General features: G+C 67.4%; 17 protein-coding genes and 1 pseudogene. 9 read left to right on the forward strand and 9 right to left on the reverse strand.

The window, feature by feature from the left end:
• Positions 1-21: 21 nt before the first annotated feature.
• Both HRU76_11930 and HRU76_11935 read right to left on the reverse strand, forming a co-directional pair.
• Positions 22-729: a hypothetical protein gene (locus HRU76_11930; protein ID QOJ18250.1), complete on the reverse strand. Its 708-nt coding sequence runs from the start codon at positions 727-729 to the stop codon at positions 22-24.
• Positions 730-791: 62 nt separating this feature from the next.
• Positions 792-2075: a hypothetical protein gene (locus HRU76_11935; protein ID QOJ18251.1), complete on the reverse strand. Its 1284-nt coding sequence runs from the start codon at positions 2073-2075 to the stop codon at positions 792-794.
• 108 nt (positions 2076-2183) lie between these two features.
• On the opposite strand from HRU76_11935, the gene HRU76_11940 reads away from it, so the two are divergent.
• From HRU76_11940 to HRU76_11950, 3 genes are all read left to right on the forward strand, one after another.
• On the forward strand, positions 2184-2633 hold the full coding sequence (locus tag HRU76_11940; protein ID QOJ18252.1) for an EamA family transporter: 450 nt from the start codon (positions 2184-2186) through the stop codon (positions 2631-2633).
• Positions 2634-2741: 108 nt separating this feature from the next.
• Positions 2742-4235 (forward strand): MFS transporter, encoded by a 1494-nt coding sequence (locus HRU76_11945; GenBank protein QOJ18253.1) that lies wholly within the window; start codon positions 2742-2744, stop codon positions 4233-4235.
• A 527-nt stretch (positions 4236-4762) separates the two neighbouring features.
• The gene (locus HRU76_11950) at positions 4763-5971 is read left to right on the forward strand and encodes a hypothetical protein (GenBank protein QOJ18254.1); all 1209 of its coding nucleotides are present in this window, start codon (positions 4763-4765) and stop codon (positions 5969-5971) included.
• Between the two features lie 23 nt (positions 5972-5994).
• Here HRU76_11950 and HRU76_11955 read toward each other — a convergent pair whose 3' ends face one another.
• Entirely contained in the window at positions 5995-6360 is a 366-nt protein-coding gene (locus HRU76_11955; GenBank protein ID QOJ18255.1) for a carboxymuconolactone decarboxylase family protein, read from the reverse strand.
• Positions 6361-6541: 181 nt separating this feature from the next.
• On the opposite strand from HRU76_11955, the gene polA reads away from it, so the two are divergent.
• The 5 genes from polA to HRU76_11980 all read left to right on the forward strand — a co-directional run bounded on the left by polA (position 6542) and on the right by HRU76_11980 (position 12857).
• On the forward strand, positions 6542-9517 hold the full coding sequence (gene polA / locus HRU76_11960) for a DNA polymerase I (GenBank protein ID QOJ18256.1): 2976 nt from the start codon (positions 6542-6544) through the stop codon (positions 9515-9517).
• Between the two features lie 27 nt (positions 9518-9544).
• A complete protein-coding gene (locus HRU76_11965; protein ID QOJ18257.1) occupies positions 9545-10558 on the forward strand; it encodes a PAC2 family protein in 1014 nt (337 codons plus the stop codon).
• A 408-nt stretch (positions 10559-10966) separates the two neighbouring features.
• The gene (locus tag HRU76_11970) at positions 10967-11437 is read left to right on the forward strand and encodes a hypothetical protein (GenBank protein QOJ18258.1); all 471 of its coding nucleotides are present in this window, start codon (positions 10967-10969) and stop codon (positions 11435-11437) included.
• A gap of 23 nt (positions 11438-11460) precedes the next feature.
• A complete protein-coding gene (locus HRU76_11975) occupies positions 11461-12369 on the forward strand; it encodes a DNA adenine methylase (protein QOJ19180.1) in 909 nt (302 codons plus the stop codon).
• Positions 12369-12857, forward strand: a complete 489-nt coding sequence (locus HRU76_11980; GenBank protein QOJ18259.1) for a hypothetical protein — start codon at positions 12369-12371, stop codon at positions 12855-12857. The genes HRU76_11975 and HRU76_11980 overlap by 1 nt, the downstream gene beginning before the upstream one ends.
• Before the next feature lie 46 nt (positions 12858-12903).
• On the opposite strand, the pseudogene HRU76_11985 reads toward HRU76_11980, so the two are convergent.
• Positions 12904-13646 (reverse strand): annotated as a pseudogene (locus HRU76_11985) (IS5 family transposase).
• A 201-nt stretch (positions 13647-13847) separates the two neighbouring features.
• Between HRU76_11985 and HRU76_11990 the strand changes: the two are divergent.
• Positions 13848-14630, forward strand: coding sequence for an HNH endonuclease (locus HRU76_11990; GenBank protein ID QOJ18260.1), 783 nt, complete (start codon positions 13848-13850; stop codon positions 14628-14630).
• A 587-nt stretch (positions 14631-15217) separates the two neighbouring features.
• On the opposite strand, the gene tssH is transcribed toward HRU76_11990, so the two are convergent.
• The 5 genes from tssH to HRU76_12015 are packed head-to-tail and all read right to left on the reverse strand — an operon-like array spanning position 15218 to position 22189.
• A complete protein-coding gene (gene tssH, locus HRU76_11995; protein QOJ18261.1) occupies positions 15218-17986 on the reverse strand; it encodes a type VI secretion system ATPase TssH in 2769 nt (922 codons plus the stop codon).
• A 31-nt stretch (positions 17987-18017) separates the two neighbouring features.
• Entirely contained in the window at positions 18018-19037 is a 1020-nt protein-coding gene (gene tssG, locus HRU76_12000; protein QOJ18262.1) for a type VI secretion system baseplate subunit TssG, read from the reverse strand.
• Complete coding sequence (tssF, locus tag HRU76_12005) at positions 19001-20875, reverse strand: type VI secretion system baseplate subunit TssF (protein QOJ18263.1); 1875 nt, start codon at positions 20873-20875, stop codon at positions 19001-19003. The genes tssG and tssF overlap by 37 nt, the downstream gene beginning before the upstream one ends.
• Positions 20875-21390 carry a type VI secretion system baseplate subunit TssE gene (tssE, locus tag HRU76_12010; protein QOJ18264.1) on the reverse strand — a complete coding sequence of 172 codons (516 nt, stop codon included), beginning with the start codon at positions 21388-21390 and terminating at the stop codon, positions 20875-20877. Before tssE ends, tssF begins: the two co-directional genes overlap by 1 nt.
• Positions 21383-22189 (reverse strand): virulence protein SciE type, encoded by an 807-nt coding sequence (locus HRU76_12015; GenBank protein ID QOJ18265.1) that lies wholly within the window; start codon positions 22187-22189, stop codon positions 21383-21385. Before HRU76_12015 ends, tssE begins: the two co-directional genes overlap by 8 nt.
• Positions 22190-22215: the final 26 nt, after the last annotated feature.

Here is a 22215-nt window from a genome sequence, read left to right on the forward strand (position 1 = left end):
GAGAAGGTTCGTGATGACGGCTCAGTGCGTGTCGCGGCGGCGGCGACGCGGGACCAGACCCGCCGCGCCGAGCAGGGCCAGCGCGCCGGGCGCGGGGACTGTTCCGATCGTCAGGTTGTCAATCATGCCGCGGGCGGCGGTGTAGTCGCCGTTGAGCCATGAATACAGGTGCAGTTCATCGAACTCCACGCCTTCGATGGACAGCGTCGTCCACGCGGGGTTGTCGCGCCCGCCGCCGTCGGCGAGCGTGTAGGTGTCGGTGGCGACGACCTGGCCGTTGCGCACCGCGGCGAGCACCCAGTCGATGTTGCCCCACGGGCCGTTCTCGTAGAACCCGATGTCGAGCCGCGCGCTGGTGGCGGGAGCGTCCAGCGTCATCCACACGCTGGCCAGCGGGCCGATGGTGAGATTCTCGCCCGGCACGAAGGCCATGCCGAACGTCAGCGAGTTGACGGGGCTGCCGTATCCGGGGAAGTCGTCGTAGAACAGTCCGGCGTTCTCGATGATGAACTGTCGTCCGAGGTCATCCGGCGTGAAGGGCGTGCCGTCCGGGAAGAAGCCGTTGACGTTGTTGGCGTCGCGGTAGGTGACGCCGTTGTGGTAGAACGATTCGCCGAGGAATCCCTCGCCGAATGACTCGTAGGTATGCACGATGCCGCCGGCCAGGGCGGCGGGGGCCAGCCACAAGGCCAGCGACGAGGCGAGGGTCAGTTTCGTTCGGGTTGCCATCCTTCGTGTCTCCATGAGGCGAAAAGGGGGTGGAAAGTGAACGGCCCCCCAACGGCGGCGACTCACGCGCCGCCGGGCGTTGATTCGTTCACGCCCGCGGGAGCGGGCGGCAGGGGATGATGAAACATCACCGAGGCGGGCAGTGGCGGATAGGCCATGCGGATGCGGTACAGGTCGAACGCGGTCGGCTCCCACCCGCAGCGCTCAAAGACGTACGCGGCAAGCATGGCGTAGCGAGGCGCTTCCGGAGCGGAGAGCCGCATCAACCCGCGCCCCAGCGAGTGGACCTGGTCGGAGACCGCCAGCCGGTCGCGCTCGTCGTGGGCGACGGGAGAGAAGAGTTCGCTGTAGACGCGGATGGTGCGTTCGACGCCCGGGAACAGATCCCGATGCACGAACAGATCGCACAGCAGCATCTCGGCGGGAGTGCGCACCCCCGTGCCGAAGAGCGCATCCTCGCCCTCGCGCGAGCGCCACACCGGGCCGACGGAGCGCATGATCTCGCCGGTGACCAGGTTCACCTCGCCCCGGGCGCCGATCGGTCCGGCCTGCAGTTCGTCCTCGACCAGCCCCTCCGGCCCCGGCCGGCGCACGATGGGCGGCAGCGGAGCGGAGCAGAAGCGCTCGATCAGCGGCACCCCGCCGTGACGCGCCGCGTCGTCCGGCGCCAGCGGCTGGCGCGTGGAGGGCATCACCGATCCGTCCGGTCCCGCCATGACGACCGACTGCCCGATGACCCAGCGCACGTTGGAGCGCGTACGCACGAAGCCCAGGTGGGCGTTCACCCGCGCCATGTCGAACCATCCGGAGCGGTCGGCGGAGGGAGCCAGCACCGCCATCGAGAGCAGCGTCTTCACGCGCACACCCAGGATGTACGCCTGCCCGCGGAAGGCCTCCCCACGCCAGCGAAGGTCGGCTTCGGCGTCGGGCGACGCGGCGCACGACTCCAGCATCATCTCCAGCGACTCGCGGTCCCCGGCGTGAGCATGAAGCAACCGCTCGAAGGACTCCATGGCGCGATCAACCCGGGCCAGCACCTCGTCAGGCACCCGGCGCGAACGGGCGGCGTCGAGCCACGGCTCGATCGCCCTTCTGGTCGGCACGAACCGGGCGGCATGGAAGGGGTCATCGTCGTACGCCACACGGGCGATCTGCCAGCCGAGCTTGCGATGCACGCCGAAGCCGTCGGCGACCTCCTTGGCGGTGGCGACGCGACCCAGCGCCGTCTCAATCACCTCCGCAAAGGCCCCGCGCAGGGACGCAACCACCGCTTCCGCCTCCGCCTCGAACGAGGAACGGCTGGATTCGGCTGAAGCGGCCTGCGGGCTGGAAGGGGTCCGGCGCACCTCGTTCCATCATACTCCGTTGGCTGCATGTATCAAGAAACTATTTCAGAAATCATTTCGTTGAGACCTGCGGCGGACCTGTTTCAGGCAGCCGGTACACTCCCCGTCATGAAAGCGATTCTGTTGGCGACCATGGCCGGGCTCTGCTGGGGCGTGGGCGAACTCTTCACCAAGGCGGTGCTCCATTCCGGCAAGGTGGGCCCGATCACCGCCATCGCGGTGCGGTCCACCATCGCGCTGCCGATCCTCTGGCTGGTCTACGCGATTCTGGTGCATGGACGGGGCGGTGAGCCGCGCGACTGGGCCAGCGCGGGCGCGCCCGTCCTCTCCAAGCTCGCGCTGGGCTCCGGGCTGATCGCCGGTGCAGGCGGGATGCTCTGCTTCTATCTCGCGCTGAGCGTGGGCGAGGTTTCTCGCATCAAGCCCATCGCCTTCACGGTCGCCCCGGCCGTCGCGGTGCTGCTGGGCTGGCTGGTGCTGGGGGAGAGCATGAACGTGCAGAAGCTCATCGGCGTCACGCTCGTCTGCGCGGGTGTGGTGGTGCTTTCGATCCGCTGAGGCGCGGCGCGCCGCCCGGGCTCCCGCATCGCAACCCTGGACGGCCCCGTCGATACATTCCCCGAACCCGGCGAGTCGAACGCCCATCCGCCTTCCGGGCGCGCGAGCATGAACGAACCACGAGCATCCTCCGGCTCGCCCCTGCACGCCCTGCTGCGGATCGCGGTGGATGTGAAGCCCCACGAGGTCGCCGCCCTCGGCTGGTCGTGGCTCTACCTCTTCTGCCTGATGAGCGGCTACTACGTGCTGCGCCCGCTGCGCGACGAGATCGGCTCGGTGCGCGGCGCGGACGACCTGCCCTGGCTTTACACCGCCACCTTCTTCACCATGCTGGCGGCGGTGCCGGCGTTCTCCTGGCTGGTGGCGCGGTACTCGCGCCGGACGTTCATCCCGCTCGTCTACCGCTTCTTCAACCTCAACCTGATGCTGTTCTTCCTGGCGCTGACGCTGCTGCCGGAAGACGCCTCGTACCCCGTGGCGCTCGCCTTCTACGTGTGGGTGAGCGTGTACAACCTCTTCGTCGTCGCGGTGTTCTGGGGCTTCATGGCCGACCTGTTCCGCTCGGACCAGGGCAAGCGGCTCTTCGGCTTCATCGCCTTCGGGGCTTCCTTCGGCGGCGTGATGGGCGGGCTGGCGGTCAGCGCCCTGGCCGAGCCGCTGGGGCGCACGCCGCTGATGCTTGTCACCATCGTGCTGCTCGAAGCGGCGGTGTGGTGCGTGTCGGCGCTGATGCGGCAGGCGCGGCGCGTGGCGGGGGGAGAGGGAGACACGAAGAACCCTCACCCCGGCCCTCTCCCCGGGGGAGAGGGAGAACGAGCGGGGGGAGAGGGCGTGACGCCCGCTGTCGAGGCGCCCATCCGCGGCACCATGTGGGCGGGGTTCACCACCACGCTCGCCTCGCCGTACCTGCTGGGCATCGTGGCGTACGTGTTCCTCTACACGTACACCTCGACGGTCCTGTACTACCAGCAGGCGGAGCTGGTGAATGTGACGTTCGAGAGCCGGGACGCGCGGGCGGCGTTCTTCGCGCGGATTGATGTGGCGGTCAACGCGCTGTCGCTGCTGTGCCAGGCGTTCCTCACGGGTCGTGTGATGAAGCGGCTGGGCGTGGCGCTCACGCTCACGATCCTGCCCGCCGTCACGGCGGCGGGCTTTCTGCTCATCGGCTGGGCGGCGTGGCTGGACCTGGGCGGCGGGGCGTCGGGCGGCGATGCGGGCGACGCGGCGGGTGGGGCGTGGTGGTGGGGGGGCGTTCCGCCCATCGTCGCGGTGTTCGTGGGCGTGCAGGTGCTCCGCCGGGCGGGCAACTTCGCCTTCGGCAAGCCCGCCCGCGACGTGCTCTACACCATCGTCCCGCGCGAGGACAAGTACAAGGCCAAGAGCTTCATCGACACCGCGGTCTACCGCGGCGGCGATGTGCTCTCGGGGTGGTGCTTCGCGGGGATGCAGGCCATCGGCCTGGGCGCGGTGGGCATTTCGTTCATCACCGCGCCGCTGGCGATGATCTGGGGCGCGGTGGCGATTGGGCTGGGGGCGCGGTTCCGGCGGGCCGCCCACCCCCCGGGCCAGTCGGCAGACGCGGCGCGTTCCACCGATTCCTGATCGGGCGTGACCGCCCCCGGGCTGCCGCCGCGAGCTGAGTTCTCGGAACCGCGGGCACGGGATCGCCAGGCCACCACGAGCGCGGTGCTGAACTGGCGCGCCATCCTGTTCGGCGTGAACCCCCTGTTTCGCGCGCCGGACTCCCTGTTCCGCGCCGCCGCACACCTGCCCCAGGGTTCGGAACACCTGTGCCAGGGTTCGGAACACCTGTGCCAGGGTTCGGAACACCTGTGCGAGGGTCCGGAACACCTGTGCGAAGGTCTGGGTCACCTGTGCGAAGGTCTGGGACACCTGTGCGAGGGCCTGGGACACCTGTGCGAGGGCCTGGGACACCTGTGCGAAGGTCCGGAACACCTGTGCGAGGGCGTGAAACATCGGTTCCCTCGGCGGTGTTGCGCCGCCGCCGGCCGGGCCGCTGCGAGCGGGCTGATCGCGGGGGCTCATCGTGTGGGGGCATCGTGGGGGGGCATCGTGGGGGGGCATCGTGTGGGGGGCATCGTGGGGGGCGGGGCTACACTCCCCGCGCCATGGGCATGATCATCTTCGATGATGGGCGGCACGATCTCTCACCCATGACCGACCTGCGGGCGGTGTTTGAGATCCGCACCGGGGTCTTCCCCACGCTGGGCCGCATCACCCATGCCAGGTCCGAAACGCTCGTCGGTGTGTGGGCGCCGCAGCGGCTGGCGGCCATCGTGGCCGAGCGCAGCGCCGTGCCGGTGAATCAGCTGCCGATCGAGTCGCGCCAGGTGCTGCTGGTCAACGGCCGCTGGCTGCTGCCAAGCCGCGGGGGAGAGGGGGACGGGTTCTCGCCCGCGCTCAACGAGGCCATCGTGCAGCAGGAATCGGGCGATGTGATCCTCGTCCGGCTGACGATCGATGGCGCGCTGCACTTCCTGATGACGGGGTCGCTGCCGGATGAAGTCCACGTGCGGGCCGCGGCGGGGCAGGCGCTGCTGACGCACCCGTGGGACGTCATCCGTCACCGCGACGCGGCGATTGGGCACGATCTGCACGCCACGCGCCTGCTCGACACGCAGGTGCCCCCCCACGGCGTCACGGTGCTCGGCGACCACCCGGTGGAGATTCACCGCACCGCGAAGGTGTATCCCGGCGTCGTGCTGGACGCGGAGCACGGGCCGGTGTCGATCAACGAGCACGCGGTCATCCGCCCCAACGCGGTGGTGAGCGGCCCGTGCCGCATCGCGCGGCATTCGACGGTGGTGGACCGGGCCCACATCAAGGCGAACACCGTGGTCGGCCCGTGGTGCAAGGTGGGCGGCGAGGTGGGGGGCACGATCTTCCAGGGATACTCGAACAAGTCGCACGAAGGCCACCTCGGCGATTCGTGGGTGGGCGAGTGGGCCAACTTCGGCGCGGGAACCACCAACAGCAACCTGCTCAACACCTACGGCGAGGTGGTGATGAAGTCCCGGCCCGACGGCCAGCACCGGCGCACGGGGCTGATGTTCCTGGGCGCGATCGTGGGCGACCACGTGAAGTTCGCCATCAACACGCGGATCATGACCGGCAGCGTGTTCGGCACCGGCGCGATGATCGCCACCACCGCCGCCCCGCCCGCGACCGTGCCGGCCTTCGCGTGGCTGACGGATGCGGGATCGAGAACCTACCGACTGGAGAAGTTCCTTGAAGTGGCCAGGGCGGTGATGGCGCGGCGGGGCGTGGCGATGAGTTCCGCCATGTCGAACGCCATCGCATCCATCGCGGCCGCGTGAGCAGGGCGATCACGCGCCGCGGATCATCCTGGCGTGGCCGCCGCCTGCCGGCTCTCCTCCAGCGCGTCCAGCGCTTCGATCACCTTGGGCACGTAGACGTACCCCGGTCCGCCCTGCATGACGACGGCCACGCCCGCGGCGTCGAGAATCTCGGGCCGCGTCGCGCCAAGTTTCATCGCGCGCTGGATGTGGGCGTAGATGCACGCCTCGCAGCGGATGGCGATGGAGATGCCCAGGGCGATCAGTTCCTTGGTCTTCTCGTCGATCGCTCCCTCGGCCATCAGCGGCTGGTGCAGGGCGTGAAAGGCCGCGCCCACCTCGGGCATCTGGCGCTTCATGGCGCCCATCTTCTTCGGCCAGGTCTCGTAGAACTCGCGTGCGGCGGTCATCGTCGCTTCTCCTGTGAACCCGGGCGGACGTGACGCGATCCGCCGGATCCTGTGGATTCGATGCCGGCGCGACGGGCCGACCGACAGGGAAAACACCCTGATCGCTGCGAGGCGACGGCTCGCCGCATGTCACGTCCCGCCCCGTGCGGCGACCGTCACGCATCCCCGATACCATGCCCGCATGGCCGAGCCGTCCAGCGAGCCCAAGGTGCTGTACCTGATCGACGGTCACGCGCAGTTCTTCCGCGCGTACCACGCCATCAGGCCGGGCACCATGTCCAGCCCGGTCACGCGCGAGCCCACCAACATGGTGTTCGGCTTCGTGGGCACGCTGCTCAAGCTGCTTCGCGAGCACCGGCCGCACTACCTGGCGGTGGTCATCGACGCCAGCGGCGACAAGGAGACCTTCCGCAGCACGATCTACCCGGAGTACAAGGCCCACCGTCCCGAGCCGCCGGACGACTTCCGCCCGCAGGTGGCCCGCTGCCTGCAGGTGCTCCAGGAGATGGACATTCCCATCATCGCCGAGGAGGGCGTGGAGGCGGACGACGTGATCGCCACCATCGCCCGCCGCGCCGAGCGAGGCGAGTTCAACAATGTGAAGGTGCGCATCATCTCCCGCGACAAGGATCTCACGCAGCTGGTGAGCGACCGCGTCGAGCTGTTCGACATCCACAAGGACGAAGTCGTCACGCCCGAAAGCGTGTTCGGCGTGCCGGGCGTGACGCCCGCCATGGTGCCGGACGTGCTGGCCCTGATGGGCGACGCCGTGGACAACGTGCCCGGCGTGCCCGGCGTCGGCCCCAAGACCGCCGGGCAGTTGATCGTGCAGTACGGGTCGCTGGACAACCTGCTCGATCACCTGGACGAGATCAAGGGCAAGCGGCGCGAGAACCTGGAGCAATCGCGCGACCTCGTGCGTCTGTCGCGCCGGCTGGTGGGGCTGAAGGAGGATTGCGAAGCGCCCTTCTCGCTTGACGCCGCCCGCTTCGACCCCGCCGCCATCGACCTGCCCCGCGTGCAGGCCACCTTCCGCGAACTGGGCTTCAACCGCCATCAGGACGACCTGGCGGCGATCGTCAACGGCCAGGGCGGCGCTTCCGGCGACAAGCCCGGCGCCGCGGCGGCGGGCGGGGCGGCGGAACCTCGTGCGGCGGGTTCATCGCGGTCCTCGCCCGCGTCGTCCGCCGCCGCGGTCGAGGAGCCGGAACACGCCCGCCCGCCCGAAGCGGGGGGGCTCTTCGGCTATTCCCTCTTCGCCGACGCCGCCAAACCCGGCGCGGCGATCATCGACGATCACCCGGCGCTCGCCGCCGCCGCGCGGGGCGACTACCGCTGTCTGCGCACCGCGGCGGACGTGTCGTCGTTCGTCGAGGACGTCCGCCGCACCGGCTTCGTCTCCTTCGACACCGAGACCGACGGGCTTTCGCCCATCAGCGCCAACCTGTGCGGGGTCTCCCTGTCCATCGCGCCGGGAACCGGCGTGTACATCCCCGTCCGTTCGCCCGAGCAGGGCACGCACCTGGCCGCCGCCGCCGCGCTCGATCTGCTGCGGCCCGTGCTCGAGGACCCGGCCATCGCCAAGATCGGCCACAACATGAAGTTCGACCTGAACGTTCTGCGCACGCACGGGGTGCGCGTGCGCGGCGTCGCCTTCGACACCATGGTGGCCAGTTACGTCATCGACGCCACGCGCTCCAGCCACGGCATGGATGCGCTGGCGCTGGCCTTCCTGCGCTACGCGCCGATCCCCATCACGCGGCTGATCGGTTCGGGCAAGGCGCAATCCACCTTCGACCGCGCGCCCCTGCCGCTCGCCGCCGCCTACGCCGCCGAGGACGCCGACATCACCCTGCGCCTGCGCGGCGTGTTCGACCCGATGATCGACGCCATGCACCTGCGCGACCTCTTCCGCGACGTGGAGATGCCGCTGGTCGAGGTGCTGGCCGAGCTGGAGTTCAACGGCATCCGCGTCGATCCGGTCGAGCTCGATCGCCAGCGCGACGCGCTCAACGGTCGCATCGCCGACCTGCGGCGGCGCATCATCGACGCCTCGCCCTTCCCCTTCAATCCCGATTCGCCCCGGCAGCTGGCCGAGGTGCTCTTCAACCGCCCCGACCAGGAGCCGCCGGGGCTGGGGCTGAAGGTTCTCAAGCGCGGCAAGACCGGGCCATCGACGGACGTGGAGGTGCTCGAGAAACTCGCCGCCGACCCCGCGATCGATTCGCCCGTGCCCTCGCTCATCGTCGAGCACCGTCAGCTCACGAAGCTGGTCAACACCTACCTCGTCGCGCTCAAGGACGCCATCAACCCCCGGACGGGCCGCGTCCACGCCTCGTTCCACCAGACCGTCGCGGCCACGGGCCGCCTGGCCAGTTCCGACCCGAACCTGCAGAACATTCCCATCCGCACGGACGTGGGGCGCGAGATCCGCCGCGCCTTCGTGGCCGACCCCGGCGGGGCGCTCATCACCGCCGACTATTCGCAGATCGAACTGCGCATCCTGGCGCACCTGTCTGGCGACCCCGGGCTGATCGACGCCTTCCGCCGCGACATGGACATCCACACCGCCGTCGCGGCCGAGGTCTACCGCGTGCCCCCCGACCAGGTGACGCCCGCGCAGCGCTCCAGCGCCAAGATGATCAACTTCGGCATCGTCTACGGCATCACGCCCTTCGGGCTGGCGCGGCGGCTGGGCGGGCAGGTCACCAACGAGGAGGCCGCCGCCATCATCGCCGACTACAAGCACCGCTTCAGCCGCATCAACGAGTTCCTCGACGCCTGCGTCCACGCCGCCGAGCGGCGCGGCTACGTGGAGACGATCCTCAAGCGCCGCCGCGCCATTCCGCAGGTGCTGTCGCGCCACCCGCAGGAGAAGGCCCTGGGCGAGCGGATGGCCATCAACTCCGTGGTGCAGGGCTCCGCCGCCGACCTCATCAAGGTCGCCATGATCACCCTGCACCGCGAACTGCCGGGGGCCTTCCCGCGGGCGCGCATGCTCCTGCAGATTCACGATGAACTCGTCTTCGAGGCGCCCCGGCCCGACGCCGAGCCGCTGCGATCCTTCGTCGTCGATCGCATGGAGCACGCCATGAACCTCGTGGTGCCGCTCAAGGTCGGCTCCGCCATCGGAACATCCTGGATCGACGCCAAGTGATCGGCATCCAATCCCTCGGGAGGACGCATGGCCGAGGAAACCAGACTCGAACTCAACCACCCCTGGCTCGTCGCCGTCTGGCCCGGCATGGGGCACGTGGCGGTCAACGCGGGCGTCTACCTGCTGGCCAAGCTGGGCATGACCGTCATCGCCGAGCTCGAGGGCGGCGACCTCTTCGACGTCGATCACGTCGAGGTGAAGAAGGGCGTGATCCAGCCCGTGCGCAAGCCGCGCAACCGCTTCTTCCTGTGGCGCGATCCCGCCGGGCGCCACGACCTGATCGTCTTCGTGGGCGAGCAGCAGCCGCCCATCGGCAAGTTCGCCTTCTGCCGGCAGATCATCCGCTACGCCCGCGACCACGGCGTGGAGCGGGTCTTCACCTTCGCCGCCATGGCCACGGGCATGGAGCCCGCGCACCGCTCGCGCCTCTTCGGCGCCGCGGCCGATGAGGAAACCGCCCGCGAGTTCACCCGGCTCGAAATCGAGCCCCTGGCCGAGGGCCGCGTCTCCGGACTCAACGGCGTGCTCCTCGCCGCCGCCCAGGAGGCCAACCTCCGCGGCGGCTGCCTGCTGGGCGAAATGCCGCAGGTCTTCGCCCAACTGCCCTTCCCCAAGGCGTCCCTGGGCATCCTCGAGGTCTTCACCGTGCTCAGCGGCATCGACCTGGACCTCTCCGAACTCCGGCAGCAGGCCCAGCACATCGAGGGCCAACTCGTCGACCTGCTCGAACGACTCCAGCAGGCCTACCGCGAACAGCAGCAGCGCGGCGGCGACAGCGGTGGGGGGGGCGACGAAGATGAAGGGCCCGAGTTCCCCGCCACCGAAGGCGACGAAGCCGCCGACGCCGAATCACCCGCCCCCGGATCACCCGCCCCCCGACCCCGCCTGACGGCGGACCAGCACGCCGCCATCGAACGCCTCTTCGATCAGGCCAGCGCCGACCGCTCCAAGGCCTTCGAACTCAAGCAACTCCTCGATCAACTGGGCGTGTTCAAGGACTACGAGGATCGCTTCCTCGACCTGTTCGCGGGAGACAAGTAAGACGCTGGTGACTGACGACCGACGGCGGCGGACTGCGCGTGCCACGGCCGTGTCGGCCGCGGGGAAGTCGCAATGACGCAGACCATCGAGTCGTGAGGGAGTCGCTCCGAGTGTGGCGGGTGCGCGATCGAGCACCGCAGGCCGCCCGCACGGCTCACAGAGCCGTGGCACACACGCGGGAGTGTGCCGCGGCCGTGTCGGCCGCGGGGAAGTCGCAATGACGCAGACCATCGAGTCGTGAGGGAGTCCTCCGAGTGTGCGGGTGCGCGATCGAGCGCCGCAGGCCGCCCGCACGGCTCACAGAGCCGTGGCACACACGGGAGTGTGCCGCGGCCGTGTCGGCCGCGGGGAAGCCCACCGCACCTACCGACCCTTGCCCGAACAACCGGCGCCGGGTATGCTCCGATCATGGCACGGAAACGCGGGGTTCAACCCGACAAGTCCGCTCGAACAGCACGGCGCGACACCGACGCCAAGGACAAGCCCCTCAACCGCTCGCTCCGCGCCGCCGCAGCGTCCAAGAAGGACGAGTTCTACACTCAGCTTCCCGACATCGAAAAGGAACTCAAGCACTACACCAAGCATTTCAAGGGCAAAACCGTCCTGTGCAACTGCGATGACCCCAAGGTCAGCAACTTCTTTCACTACTTCTCGCACAACTTCCACAAGATCGGCCTCAAGCGGCTCATCACCACCTGCTACAAGAATGCCGACCCCGACCTCTTCAGCAAGCACCAGGGCAAGCATGGCCTGCGGCTCATCTACAACGGCGAACTCCCCCCCGGCGGCCGCGTTCCCGCGCTGAGCAAACTTGATGTGGGGGTGCTGGAAGAAGATGGCGACTTCCGCAGCGATGAGTCGAGTAGACTTCACACATGACGACTAAGACGATCCCCATCATAATGAAGGATGATGTAACGAAGCGCCGCAAAAGCGCGCCACCGCCCGTTTCTAGACTGAACGGGAGCAAGAAGTTGATTGCGTTCGGCTGGTACAGCGGGAAGTTCTCCCATCTGGATTGGCTTCTGCCGCTTCTGCCGAAGTGTCACCACTATTGTGAGCCGTTCGCGGGGTCTGCGGCAGTCTTGCTGAACCGCGCTCCCTCGCCCATCGAGACGTACAACGATCTGGATGGTGAAGTCTGTAACTTCTTCCGTGTCCTGCGCAACCAGAAGGAACGGCTCGTCAAGGCGATTGGATTGACCCCATTCTCACGGGAAGAGTTCGCAATCGCCTGCGAACTCGACGGCAAGCAATCCGCGATTGAACGGGCACGCCGATTCTACGTTAGAGCGCGACAGGTGCGGACAGGATTGGCGCAGACCGCAAGCCTTGGGCGTTGGGCAAACTGCATGGACACAAGCCGCGCTGGAATGAGCGGTGTGGTAAGTCGGTGGCTCGGTGGCGTCGAGATGCTGCCGGAGATTGGTGAACGCTTGATCCGTGTGCAGATCGAGAATCGTCCCGCTATCGATGTCATTCGACTCTACGACTCTCCCGACACGCTCTTTTACTGCGATCCGCCGTATGTGCATGAGACGCGCGGTGACTCCAAGGCATACGGGCATGAAATGACCGACGCGCAGCACGAAGAGTTGGCCGACGCCCTGAACGCGGCCAAGGGTATGGTCGCATTCTCCAACTACGACTGCGAGCTCATCGACCGCCTGTATCCATCGAAGCGTTGGCGGAAGATCGTCGGTCCTGCGAAAACGAATCACTCCACGAAGGACACGCGCACCGAAGTTCTGTGGGTCAACTACGACCCCGAGAAGAAGCGCGCTAGCGACGTTCTGTGGGGAGATCATTGATGCCGACGCCACGCGAACTGCTCGACTCGACGCTGGCGAAAGCGGCGACGCTTGGGGCCAAGCATGTTGTAACCGATGAGGCCATTCTTGAACGTATCGACTACGTTGCAAGGTGCATCAGTAACCGCGCTGGCGTTCGATTGCTCATGTCGTGCATGCTCGCCAAGATGCACAAGCCAGAGGTCGATCCACGAAAGCCGTACACGGAGATCGGTTCCAAGGATTCCTTCTCCGGGCGCACCTACGACGAACAGTATTTGACGCGGTTCATCACGGACAATCGTCTGCCCTGCAATCCCACCACCGCCTTTCTTACACCGGCGCTGCGCAATCACGACTCGACGCTGACAAAGAATACAGCACTCGTCGGTCGGCCTGCCAAGATGTACGAAGACACTCTGCAACTCCTCGATGATGTCGCCACGGGCAAGGTGACTGCCGAGCAGGTACTTAGAGACTGTTTCAGAACAGTAGATGCCTGGACTTGATCGACTTGATCCGCGAGCAGACGAGCATCGCGGCGGCGAGGTCATGGAAGGCCTGGAATTGTTCATTCCAGCGTTCGTAGCACAGGCGGAGGCGTCGGAAGTGGCTGAAGCACGCCAGCGTCCGCTCGACCACGTACCGCAGCACGCCCAGGCCGCTGCCGTGGGTGTCGTCGGTGCGCGGGGCGAGCATGCTGTGGATGCGTTGGCCTTCGACGTGCGCGATCATTTCCCGGGTTCCGTACGCGCGATCGCCGATGATCGCCTCCGGGCGCCGCGCGGCGCCACGCGGACCCTGCACCGCAGGACGCGCCGCCAGCAGCGCGGGCAGTTGCCTCTGGTCGGGCACGTTGGCGGGCGTGGTCTGCACCACCAGAGGGGTGCCTCGGGCATCGGTCAGCACATGGCGTTTGCAGCCCTGTTTGCCGCGGTCCGTCGGGTTGGGGCCGGTGTGCGCCCCTTGGACGGCCCGCACCGACTGCGAATCGACCACGACATGCTGGAGGTCGATGCCATCGAGTTTCCCCAGGCGATTGAGCAACGCCCGATGCACCTGCGCCCACACGCCCGCCCTGGTCCACTCGCTGAAACGCCGCCAGCAGGACGAGCCGCTGACGCCGAAGGCGTCGGTCGGCACCGCCTGCCACGGCACGCCGTAGCGGAGCACGAAGATGATGCCCCGCAGCGCCCGCTTGTTGTCCACCGGCGGCCGGCCCGTCCGGGCCCGCGACACCGGGGCAGCAATGGTTCGATCTCTTCCCACAACGCTTCCGGGAGCAGTTCCGCCGCCATGATCGTGCCTCCCTGCACTTGTGCTGACGACGCTCTTCATCGGTCGAGACTCATGTTCTGAAACAGTCTCTTATTCCACCGCCTGCGCATTGCTTTCCTCGATGCGTACCAAGCTCTTTTGCTTGCCGAGCCGGACAGCGCGGTTAAGCAGCCTCTAAAGGAAGCATTCTTGAGCCTGCGACAAGCTGCGGAATCGGATGAATGAATCCTCAACAACACTGCATGATCTACTTCTGTTCCGGCACCGACAGCGAGCGGCTGGACTGGTTCAGAACCATCAACATCGCAGGCGAGAAACTCACCGATCAGGAATTGCGCAACGCGGTCTATGCCGGGCCGTGGACTGCCGATGCCAAGCGGTATTTCAGCAAGACGGGCTGTGCTGCGTATGGGCTGGCAAGCGATTACATGCCCGCAGGATGCAGCCCGATCCGGCAGGAATACCTCGAAACCGCGATCGACTGGCACGCCCAGGCGACAGGATTGGACAGCATCGAAGAGTACATGTCCAAGCACCAGCACGATGCGGATGCTGGCGAGTTGTGGCACTACTTCCAGAGCGTGATCGCATGGGTCAAAGCGACGTTCCCGACCAGGCGCAAGGAAATGAAGAACGTCAAATGGGGAGAACTCTTCAACCAGTTCGGGACCAAGCGATTGAACCCGACGAAACTGGAGCAGGAAGTCGCCCGGCTCATGGAAGATGAGGACGTGGAGAAGAAGTCAGGCATTTATCCCTACGTTCTCGATGGCGATGAGCGTCACCTGAACATCCGCGCGTTCTCGCCCAACATGAGGCGGGAAGCGTACGAGAAACAAAAGGGCAAATGTCCGAAGTGCACAGGGGAAAACAAGAACAAGAAGTGGGAACTCGACGAGATGGAAGCCGACCACATCAAGCCGTGGCATGAAGGCGGCAAGACTGTGGGGGGGAACTGCCAGATGCTGTGCAAGGACTGCAATCGCAGAAAGTCGGGCACGTAGCTCGTCACAGGGCAGGGTGAGTCTGCTAACCCCCCGCCCCCCGGACCATCATGCCCCGTACCCGGAGTTCCATGACATCCTCGCGGCGTTCCGGCGCGCGCCCCCGGCGTTCCGGTGCGCGGCGGCGGCGTTCCGGCGCGCGGTGGCGGCGTTCCGCGCGCGCCCCCGGCGTTCCGCGCGCGCGCCCCGGAGTTCCGGCGCGCCATCGCGGCCTGTCACCCGCTCACGACTCCATCGTGACCAGTATCGAGCGCCGCAGGCCGCCCGCACGGCTCACAGAGCCGTGGCACACGCGGGAGTGTGCCGCGGCCGTGTCGGCCGCGGGGAAGTCGCAATGACGCAGACCATCGAGTCGTGAGGGAGTCCTCCGAGTGTGCGGGTGCGCGATCGAGCGCCGCAGGCCGCCCGCACGGCTGGGACAGCCGTGGCACGCGGGGGGTACGTGGGGGCACGGCTCACAGAGCCGTGGCACGCGGGGGGTACGTGGGGGCACGGCTCACAGAGCCGTGGCACGCGGGGGGCACGTGGGGGCGCACGGCTCACAGAGCCGTGGCATGCGGGGGGGTGTGGGGGGCGCGTGGGGGGGGTCAATCGAAGGCGTAGGCGAAGTCGTTGTCGTGGACGCTGATGTGGACGCGGGTGATGCTGCGGCCGTCGATCATGCGGTTGAGGACTTCGGCGCTGATGGTGGGGAGGACGGTGTTGGTGAGGATGGCGTCGATCATGCGTCCGCCGCTTTCGAGTTCGGTGCAGCGGCTGCCGATGAGGGTGATGACGGCGGGGTCGTAGTCGAAGGGCACCTTGTGCGTTCCGCGGACGCGCCTGGCGATGCGTGAGAGCTGGAGTTTGCAGATGGCGGCGATCATCTCATCGCTGAGGGGGTAGTAGGGGATGGTGACGATGCGGCCGAGGAGTGCGGGCGGGAAGACCTTGAGCAGGGGTTCGCGGAGGGCCTTGGCGAGCTGGTCGGGCTCGGGCTTGAGGTCCGGGTCCTTGCAGAGGTTCATGATGAGGTCGGTGCCGGCGTTGGTGGTGAGCAGGATGATGGTGTTCTTGAAGTCGATGAAGCGTCCCTCGCCGTCCTCCATCCATCCTTTGTCGAAGACCTGGAAGAAGATTTCGTGGACGTCGGGGTGGGCCTTTTCGACCTCGTCGAGAAGGACGACGGAGTAGGGCTTGCGTCGGACGGCCTCGGTGAGGATGCCGCCCTCGCCGTAGCCGACGTATCCGGGCGGCGCGCCCTTGAGGGTGGAGACGGTGTGGGCCTCCTGGAACTCGCTCATGTTGATGGTGATGACGTTCTGTTCGCCGCCGTAGAGTGCCTCGGCGAGTGCGAGGGCGGTTTCGGTCTTTCCGACGCCGGAGGGTCCGGCGAGCATGAAGACGCCGATGGGCTTCTGGGGGTTGTCGAGCCCGGCGCGTGAGGTCTGGATGCGCTTGGCGATCATCTCCATGGCGTGCCGCTGTCCGACGACGCGGTCGGAGAGGATGGAGGCGAGGTTCATGACGGTCTGAATCTCGTTGCGCATCATGCGTCCGACGGGGATGCCGGTCCAGTCGGCGACGACGGAGCCGACGGCCTCGGCCCCGACGCTGGGGAGGATGAGGGGTGTTTCGCCCTGGAGTTCGGCGAGTTGCCGCTGGAGTTGGTGGAGGTGGGCGAGGATGTCGGCGCGTTCCTGTTGGGAGAGGTCGCTGCCGGCGCCGGTGCCGGCTTCGAGCGACTTGGCTTCCCTGGCGGCGGCGTCCCTGGCGGCGGCCTGTTCGAGCTTGGAGCCGGTGCCCTCGACGGGGGCGGCGTCGCCTCGCAGGCGGGCGCGGGCGCGCAGGACTTCCTCGACGAGTGAGCGTTCCTTCTCCCAGCGGGCTTCGAGGAGGGCGAGGCGCTCCTTCTCATCCGCCAGCTTCTGCCCGGCGGACTTCTTGCGTTCGGCGACGTCGATGCCGATCTTCTCCTCGCGGGCGATGATGTCGAGCTCGGTGGTGAGGGCCTCGATGCGCTTGCGGCAGTCATCCACCTCGGCGGGGACGGCGTGCTGGCTGATGGCCACGCGGGCGCAGGCGGTGTCGAGCAGGGAGACGCACTTGTCGGGCATCTGCCGGGCGGGGATGTAGCGTGCGGAGAGGCGGACGGCGGCCTCGATGCCTTCATCGAGGAGCTGGACCTTGTGGTGCTTCTCCATGGTGGAGGCGACGCCGCGCATCATGAGGATGGCGCGCTCCTCGGTGGGCTCATCGACCTGCACCACCTGGAAGCGGCGGGTCATGGCGGGATCCTTCTCGATGTGCTTCTTGTACTCCGCCCAGGTGGTGGCGGCGATGGTGCGCAGGGTGCCGCGGGCCAGGGCGGGCTTGAGGAGCTGGGCGGCGTCGCCGGTGCCCGCCGAGCCGCCCGCGCCCATGAGGGTGTGGGCCTCGTCGATGAAGAGGATGATGGGCTTGGGGGAGGACTGGACCTCCTCGATGACCTGCTTGAGGCGGTTCTCGAACTCGCCCTTCATGCTGGCGCCGGCCTGGAGCAGGCCGACGTCGAGCGAGCGCAGGGTGACATCCTTGAGGGAGGGCGGGACGTCGCCCCGCGCGATGCGCAGGGCGAAGCCCTCGACCACGGCGGTCTTGCCCACGCCCGCCTCGCCGGTGAGGATGGGGTTGTTCTGGCGTCGGCGCATGAGGATGTCCACGATCTGGCGGATTTCCTCGTCGCGTCCGACGACGGGGTCGATCTTGCCGGAGCGTGCCTGCTCGGTCATGTCCACGGTGAACATGCGCAGGGCCTCGTTCTTGCCCATCTGGGCGGGCGCCATGGCGCCGCTGGCCTCGCCCGGCGCGCCCGGTCCGCCGGCGGCGGCCTGGAAGCCGTCGGAGGCGGTGAGGGACTCCTCGACGGAGCCGGCGACGACTTCCCTGAAGCGATTCTCCAGCGTCTCGGCGGAAATCTTGTCGAACTCCCGGCTGATGGCGAGGAGTTCGTGGCGCAGCCCGCGCGTGCGCAGGATGCCGACCATCAGGTAGCCGGTGCGCACCTGGGGCTCGTTGAACATGAGGGTGGCGTAGACCCAGCCGCGCTCGACGGCCTCCTCGACGTGCGGGGAGAGGTCGGAGATGGTGGTGGAGCCGCGCGGCAGGCGATCGAGCGCCTCGGTGACGTCCTTGGCCAGGCGCGAGGGTTCGAGGTTGAACTGCTTGACGATCTTGACGAGGTCGCAGTCGTTGAGCTGGAGGATCTGGTGGATCCAGTGGACCAGCTCGACGTTGGGATTGCCCCGCATCTTGCAGAAGACGGTGGCGGCCTCGATGGCCCGGTAGGCCACCTTGTTGAGCTTTCCGAACAGGGCTGCCCGTGAGATCTCGGCCATGGGTGGAACTTTCCTCGTTGGTGGAGTCAGATCACAGATCGCCGGACTGTAGCACGAGGTCGTCCGGGTCGCGGTTGAGCGGCTGGGCGTGCAGCCAGGTGGTCCATCCGAGGCGACCGTCGCGCCCGAGCTGGACGCTGGGCACCTCGTCGCGTCGCAGGATGAGCTGGACTTCCCACTGCAGCATCCGTCCGAGATAGTTGCGGATCCAGTCGCGCAGACGGGTGAACCCGATCGTGCCCGGCAGGAATCGCAGGTAATCCTTCAGACGCAGAGGCCCGAAGACCAGCCGGAACTTCTGCTGACAGTCCCACACCCTGGAGCCCACGATGGAGGTGCGTCCGAGCGCGCCGGTGGCGCGGGATTCACCCAGACGGCACTGGTACTCGCGGGGCAGGTCGATCCACTGACCGACGAATTCGACGATGCGCACGGGAACCTGAAAGAAGTCGGACAGGATCGCGGTGAGGCCTTCGGCGTTGCGGGACTGGGCGGCCAGCCGCCCGGCGTAGTGCAGCTTCGCTTCGTCCGGCAGCGAGTCGCGCTGGTGGAGCGTGGAGAAGGCGTGGCCGAACAGCGAACCGACGTACACCGCGAAGCGGTCCTCATTGGCGCGATCGCGGCTGACTGTGATCTCGCCGGAAGACCACGCCCGGTAGAAGAGCGAGAGCATCCGGTGGTGGAAGACGTCGAGAAAGCGGGTCAGCGTCGGATCATGCGCGTTGAGTTCGCGGTTGCGGACGTAGTCGGTCAGGTGGATGGGCAGCGGGCCGTTGGGGCCGAGAAACCCGAAGAACCGGACGGTCATGACCGGCACGGGCGAGGAGCCGCGCGGCCCGAAGCGGGCCAGCGTGGAGGGGGCGAACGCCGCCGACGCCTCCTGGGCGAAGCGCACGGGGTCGTCGGCCAGCCGCTGCGACCATCCCACGCGCGGCAGGTGCGGGTGCTCGCACTCCAGCCGTCGGACGGCCTGGAAGTAGTCGTACTCCCACGGCGCCCGGGCCAGCCGCTCGGTCAGAGGATGTTCAGAAGCCCGGTTCTCGCCGGCCACTGCTTGACCTCCCCTCGTTGCGCGCTGCGGATGGTGGTGGTGGTGAACACGTTGAGCGTGGCGTACTTGGCGAAGAAACGCTCCAGCACCGCGCCCAGCAGGAAAATGCCGGTGCCTTCGAAGGCCGCCTCGTCGAGCGTCACGGCGACTTCCAGGCCGCGGGCAAAGGAGACGGGACCGGCGCCGTGAATCCGCCGGATCACCGGGCGGCTCTGCACCTGCTTGACGCCTTCGATCTGCTTGCGGATCTCCGGCCTCGTCGCGTCGGCATACAGCCCGAGCAGGTCGCGCAGCGCCGCGGCGGCGTCGCCCTTCTGCGTGTCCAGCAGGGTCAGGTAGTTTGGGCGCAGGTGGTTCACGAGGCGCCAGGCGAAGTCGCCCTCGGCCAGCGACGGCGCGGGCGGCGTGGGCGTGCCCACGCACCGGATGGCCGCCACGGGTGCGCCCGTCTCCAGCGTGAAGTCCGTCGGCCCCTGCCCGATGGGCATGTGGATGGGCAGATCGCGATTGGTGCACAGGGCGGTGACCGCCAGCTGCTTCAGATCGCCCCGCCAGGGGGCGGCGTTGACATCCACCAGCGACAGATACGTCTCGCTGCCCGCGTACCGCGAGGTGCGGCGTCGCCCGAGCTTCTCGCGCTCGCTGAGCACCCGCGGCACGCGCGTCACCGCGTAGTACCGGGCGTCCGCCGTGGCGGCGCTGTCGCGGGCCGTGTAGAAGGGCTCGAACCGCTGCTCGTCCGTCACACCCGAAGCGCCGTAGCCCACCACGTCGTGAATCCTGTAGACCTCGTAGTCGAGCGGGGCCGTCCGGTCCGGCACCACGTGAAACTCAGAGGTCCGATCGGTGATGTGGATTCGGTCAAGCCGCTTCTCGAACAGGTTGACCGCGGGCGCGCAGTTGAGCAGGAAGTTCGCCGCGGACACGGCGTTCTCCAGCTCGATGTCCGCCGAGCGCAGCAGGATCGTGAAGTCGATGACGTCGCCCTCGGTGCGTCGGAACGCGCCGTTGAGACCGGTGAGATCGACGAACATGAAGCGGTCGGAGAACGCGAAGTACTCCTGAAGAAGGCGATAGCCGTGGAACGACCGCGGACCGTAGGGCAGCATGGCCTGATCGTCGTCAAAACCCACTTGCCTCAGGCAGGGCGGCGGCACCGGCGCGACCCACTTGGGCGGACGGGCGGGCGCGTGCATGAAGACGCCGCACACGTGGGTGAAGAGCGCCTCGTACAGCCGCATGGCCGTCGCACCCTGTCCCCGCAGGTGCAGAGTGAGTCGATCGACGGGCAACTGGTTGAACTTCTGCCCGGCGGTGGCCCGCAGCCGCAGGCGAAGGGCGGCGCGGGCATGGCGGGTGTTCTCCAGTCCGAGCGAACCCAGATCCCGCGTGTGGTACGCCGCCTCGATGATTTCGATCGGCCACAGCCGCACGGGATGCACGGTGGAGTAGATGCAGCGGGTCTGTTCACCCTTGGGAAGAATGCTGCGCAGGGGGCTGCCGCGTGGAATCTCCGGTCCCTCGGCCAGACTGCCCTCGGTCAGATCCGCCTGGAACTGCACGATGGCCATGGATGGCATCGGACAGAGGTAGTGCGGGTAGACCACCTCCAGCAGGTGCTGCGTGAACCGCGGGAACTCCGACTCGATCTTGAGCTGCACGCGGGCCGCCATGTACGCGGCGCCCTCCAGCAGGCGCTCCACGTATGGATCGGCGCATTCGAAGCCCTCGAGTCCCAGTCGTCCCGCGATCTTGGGAAAATCGCGTGCGAACTCCGCCGCCGACTCACGGAGATGCTGCAACTCCCGGTTGTACAGCCGCAGCAGTCGCTCATCCATCAGCGTGACCCCCGACCGATGGACTCATCCAGCAGAATGGAGCCGGACTCCAGATCGACTCGCGTCTGCAGGTACAGGTTCTCCGGCACCGGTTCGGCCCACAGGTCGCCCGTAATCTCCAGCGACAGCACGTTGGGCGCGCCGTGATCCTCGGAGATGATCGCCTTCACCCGGAGCGAGGGCGGAAGAATCCGCGGCTCGAACCGCAGAATGGCTTCGCGCACGCGTTTCTCCACGTCCGCTACATCGAGCCCTGACGCCGTGCCGCCCGTCATGTCGCGCAGACCGAAGTTCAGCACGGACGACTGCACCTGGGGATAGTCGTCAAGCACGCCCTGACCATCCCAGTTGCTGGTGTTCAGCAGCCACTCCAGGTCTCGCAGCACGACCTCCCGCAGGCGCCTCATCGACAGCACGCGCTTGTCGCGCGACTCGACCTGCTTGTCCGGCTCGTCATCCGTGAGCCGGTCGAGCAGCGACGGCTGGAGCAGCTCCTTGGGAATGAGTTCAGGCATGGGTCGTCTGATGGAGCGTGATCGTCCGGATGTCCAGCAGCGCGTGCTCCCCGGCGTCGGTGGCCAGCAGTCGCTGCCCCTGACCGACGAAGAGATCATGACCACGATCGATCCACTCAGTCTTTCTGGCCAGGCGGATCAGGTCGTCGGGGTTTGATTCGCTGGCGGGGTATCGGGTGGGGATGACGCCGACGGCTTCGCCGCCGTTGACCCACGTGAAGTAGGCCGGTGCCCACACGAAGTCACGCAGATCGGCGGGTGGCTCGATCCTGATCTCGCGGATGTTGGTGAAGGGAACCCAGAAGTACCGTCCATTGACGATGACTTCCAGCACCGGGCCGAGCCGTGGGTCGGCGTCAGCGATCCACTCGAAGGGCTGACCATCCAGCGTGCCCGGCGAAGCAGGGGCCGCGTCGAACGCCCGGCTGCGCAGGTCAGCGGCGGCCTGATCCTGACCGTGGGCCAGCAGGCGGACGGCCTCGATGAGCAGCCCGATCCACTCGGGGGGCTCGCCCAGCACGAGCGGCGAACGCTTTCCCGCGAAGACTTCGGCCCGCAGGGCCTCGTTTCGCAGGGCCTCGCGGTACATCTGCGCCATTCCGAGCGCGATGGGGTCGAGTTCCGCCGCCACGTTCAGCTGCGTGAGGGCCTTTTCCCACTCACCGCGAATGGCCTGAAGCTGGAAGAGGAAGATGCGATGCCTGGCGACCGATGGATTGGCGCGGATCGTTCGCTGCAGTTCCTCCAGCGCTGGATCGACGCGTGCTTCGGCGAGCAGTTGTTCGGCGGAAGTGGCCATCCCAACCGCACCTTTCTCGAGAGAGT

The organism is Phycisphaeraceae bacterium (assembly GCA_015709595.1).
Classification (GTDB): domain Bacteria; phylum Planctomycetota; class Phycisphaerae; order Phycisphaerales; family SM1A02; genus CAADGA01.

Excerpts from the sequence above, each read along its gene's own strand:
- HRU76_11990 (QOJ18260.1), top strand. The coding sequence starts at position 13,848 with ATGAATCCTCAACAACACTGCATGATCTACTTCTGTTCCGGCACCGAC.
- HRU76_11945 (QOJ18253.1), top strand. The coding sequence starts at position 2,742 with ATGAACGAACCACGAGCATCCTCCGGCTCGCCCCTGCACGCCCTGCTG.
- HRU76_11950 (QOJ18254.1), top strand. The coding sequence starts at position 4,763 with ATGGGCATGATCATCTTCGATGATGGGCGGCACGATCTCTCACCCATG.
- HRU76_11930 (QOJ18250.1), bottom strand. The coding sequence starts at position 729 with ATGGCAACCCGAACGAAACTGACCCTCGCCTCGTCGCTGGCCTTGTGG.
- HRU76_11955 (QOJ18255.1), bottom strand. The coding sequence starts at position 6,360 with ATGACCGCCGCACGCGAGTTCTACGAGACCTGGCCGAAGAAGATGGGC.
- HRU76_12015 (QOJ18265.1), bottom strand. The coding sequence starts at position 22,189 with ATGGCCACTTCCGCCGAACAACTGCTCGCCGAAGCACGCGTCGATCCA.
- HRU76_11965 (QOJ18257.1), top strand. The coding sequence starts at position 9,545 with ATGGCCGAGGAAACCAGACTCGAACTCAACCACCCCTGGCTCGTCGCC.
- tssH (QOJ18261.1), bottom strand. The coding sequence starts at position 17,986 with ATGGCCGAGATCTCACGGGCAGCCCTGTTCGGAAAGCTCAACAAGGTG.
- polA (QOJ18256.1), top strand. The coding sequence starts at position 6,542 with ATGGCCGAGCCGTCCAGCGAGCCCAAGGTGCTGTACCTGATCGACGGT.
- HRU76_11970 (QOJ18258.1), top strand. The coding sequence starts at position 10,967 with ATGGCACGGAAACGCGGGGTTCAACCCGACAAGTCCGCTCGAACAGCA.
- tssF (QOJ18263.1), bottom strand. The coding sequence starts at position 20,875 with ATGGATGAGCGACTGCTGCGGCTGTACAACCGGGAGTTGCAGCATCTC.
- HRU76_11975 (QOJ19180.1), top strand. The coding sequence starts at position 11,461 with ATGAAGGATGATGTAACGAAGCGCCGCAAAAGCGCGCCACCGCCCGTT.
- HRU76_11980 (QOJ18259.1), top strand. The coding sequence starts at position 12,369 with ATGCCGACGCCACGCGAACTGCTCGACTCGACGCTGGCGAAAGCGGCG.
- HRU76_11940 (QOJ18252.1), top strand. The coding sequence starts at position 2,184 with ATGAAAGCGATTCTGTTGGCGACCATGGCCGGGCTCTGCTGGGGCGTG.
- tssE (QOJ18264.1), bottom strand. The coding sequence starts at position 21,390 with ATGCCTGAACTCATTCCCAAGGAGCTGCTCCAGCCGTCGCTGCTCGAC.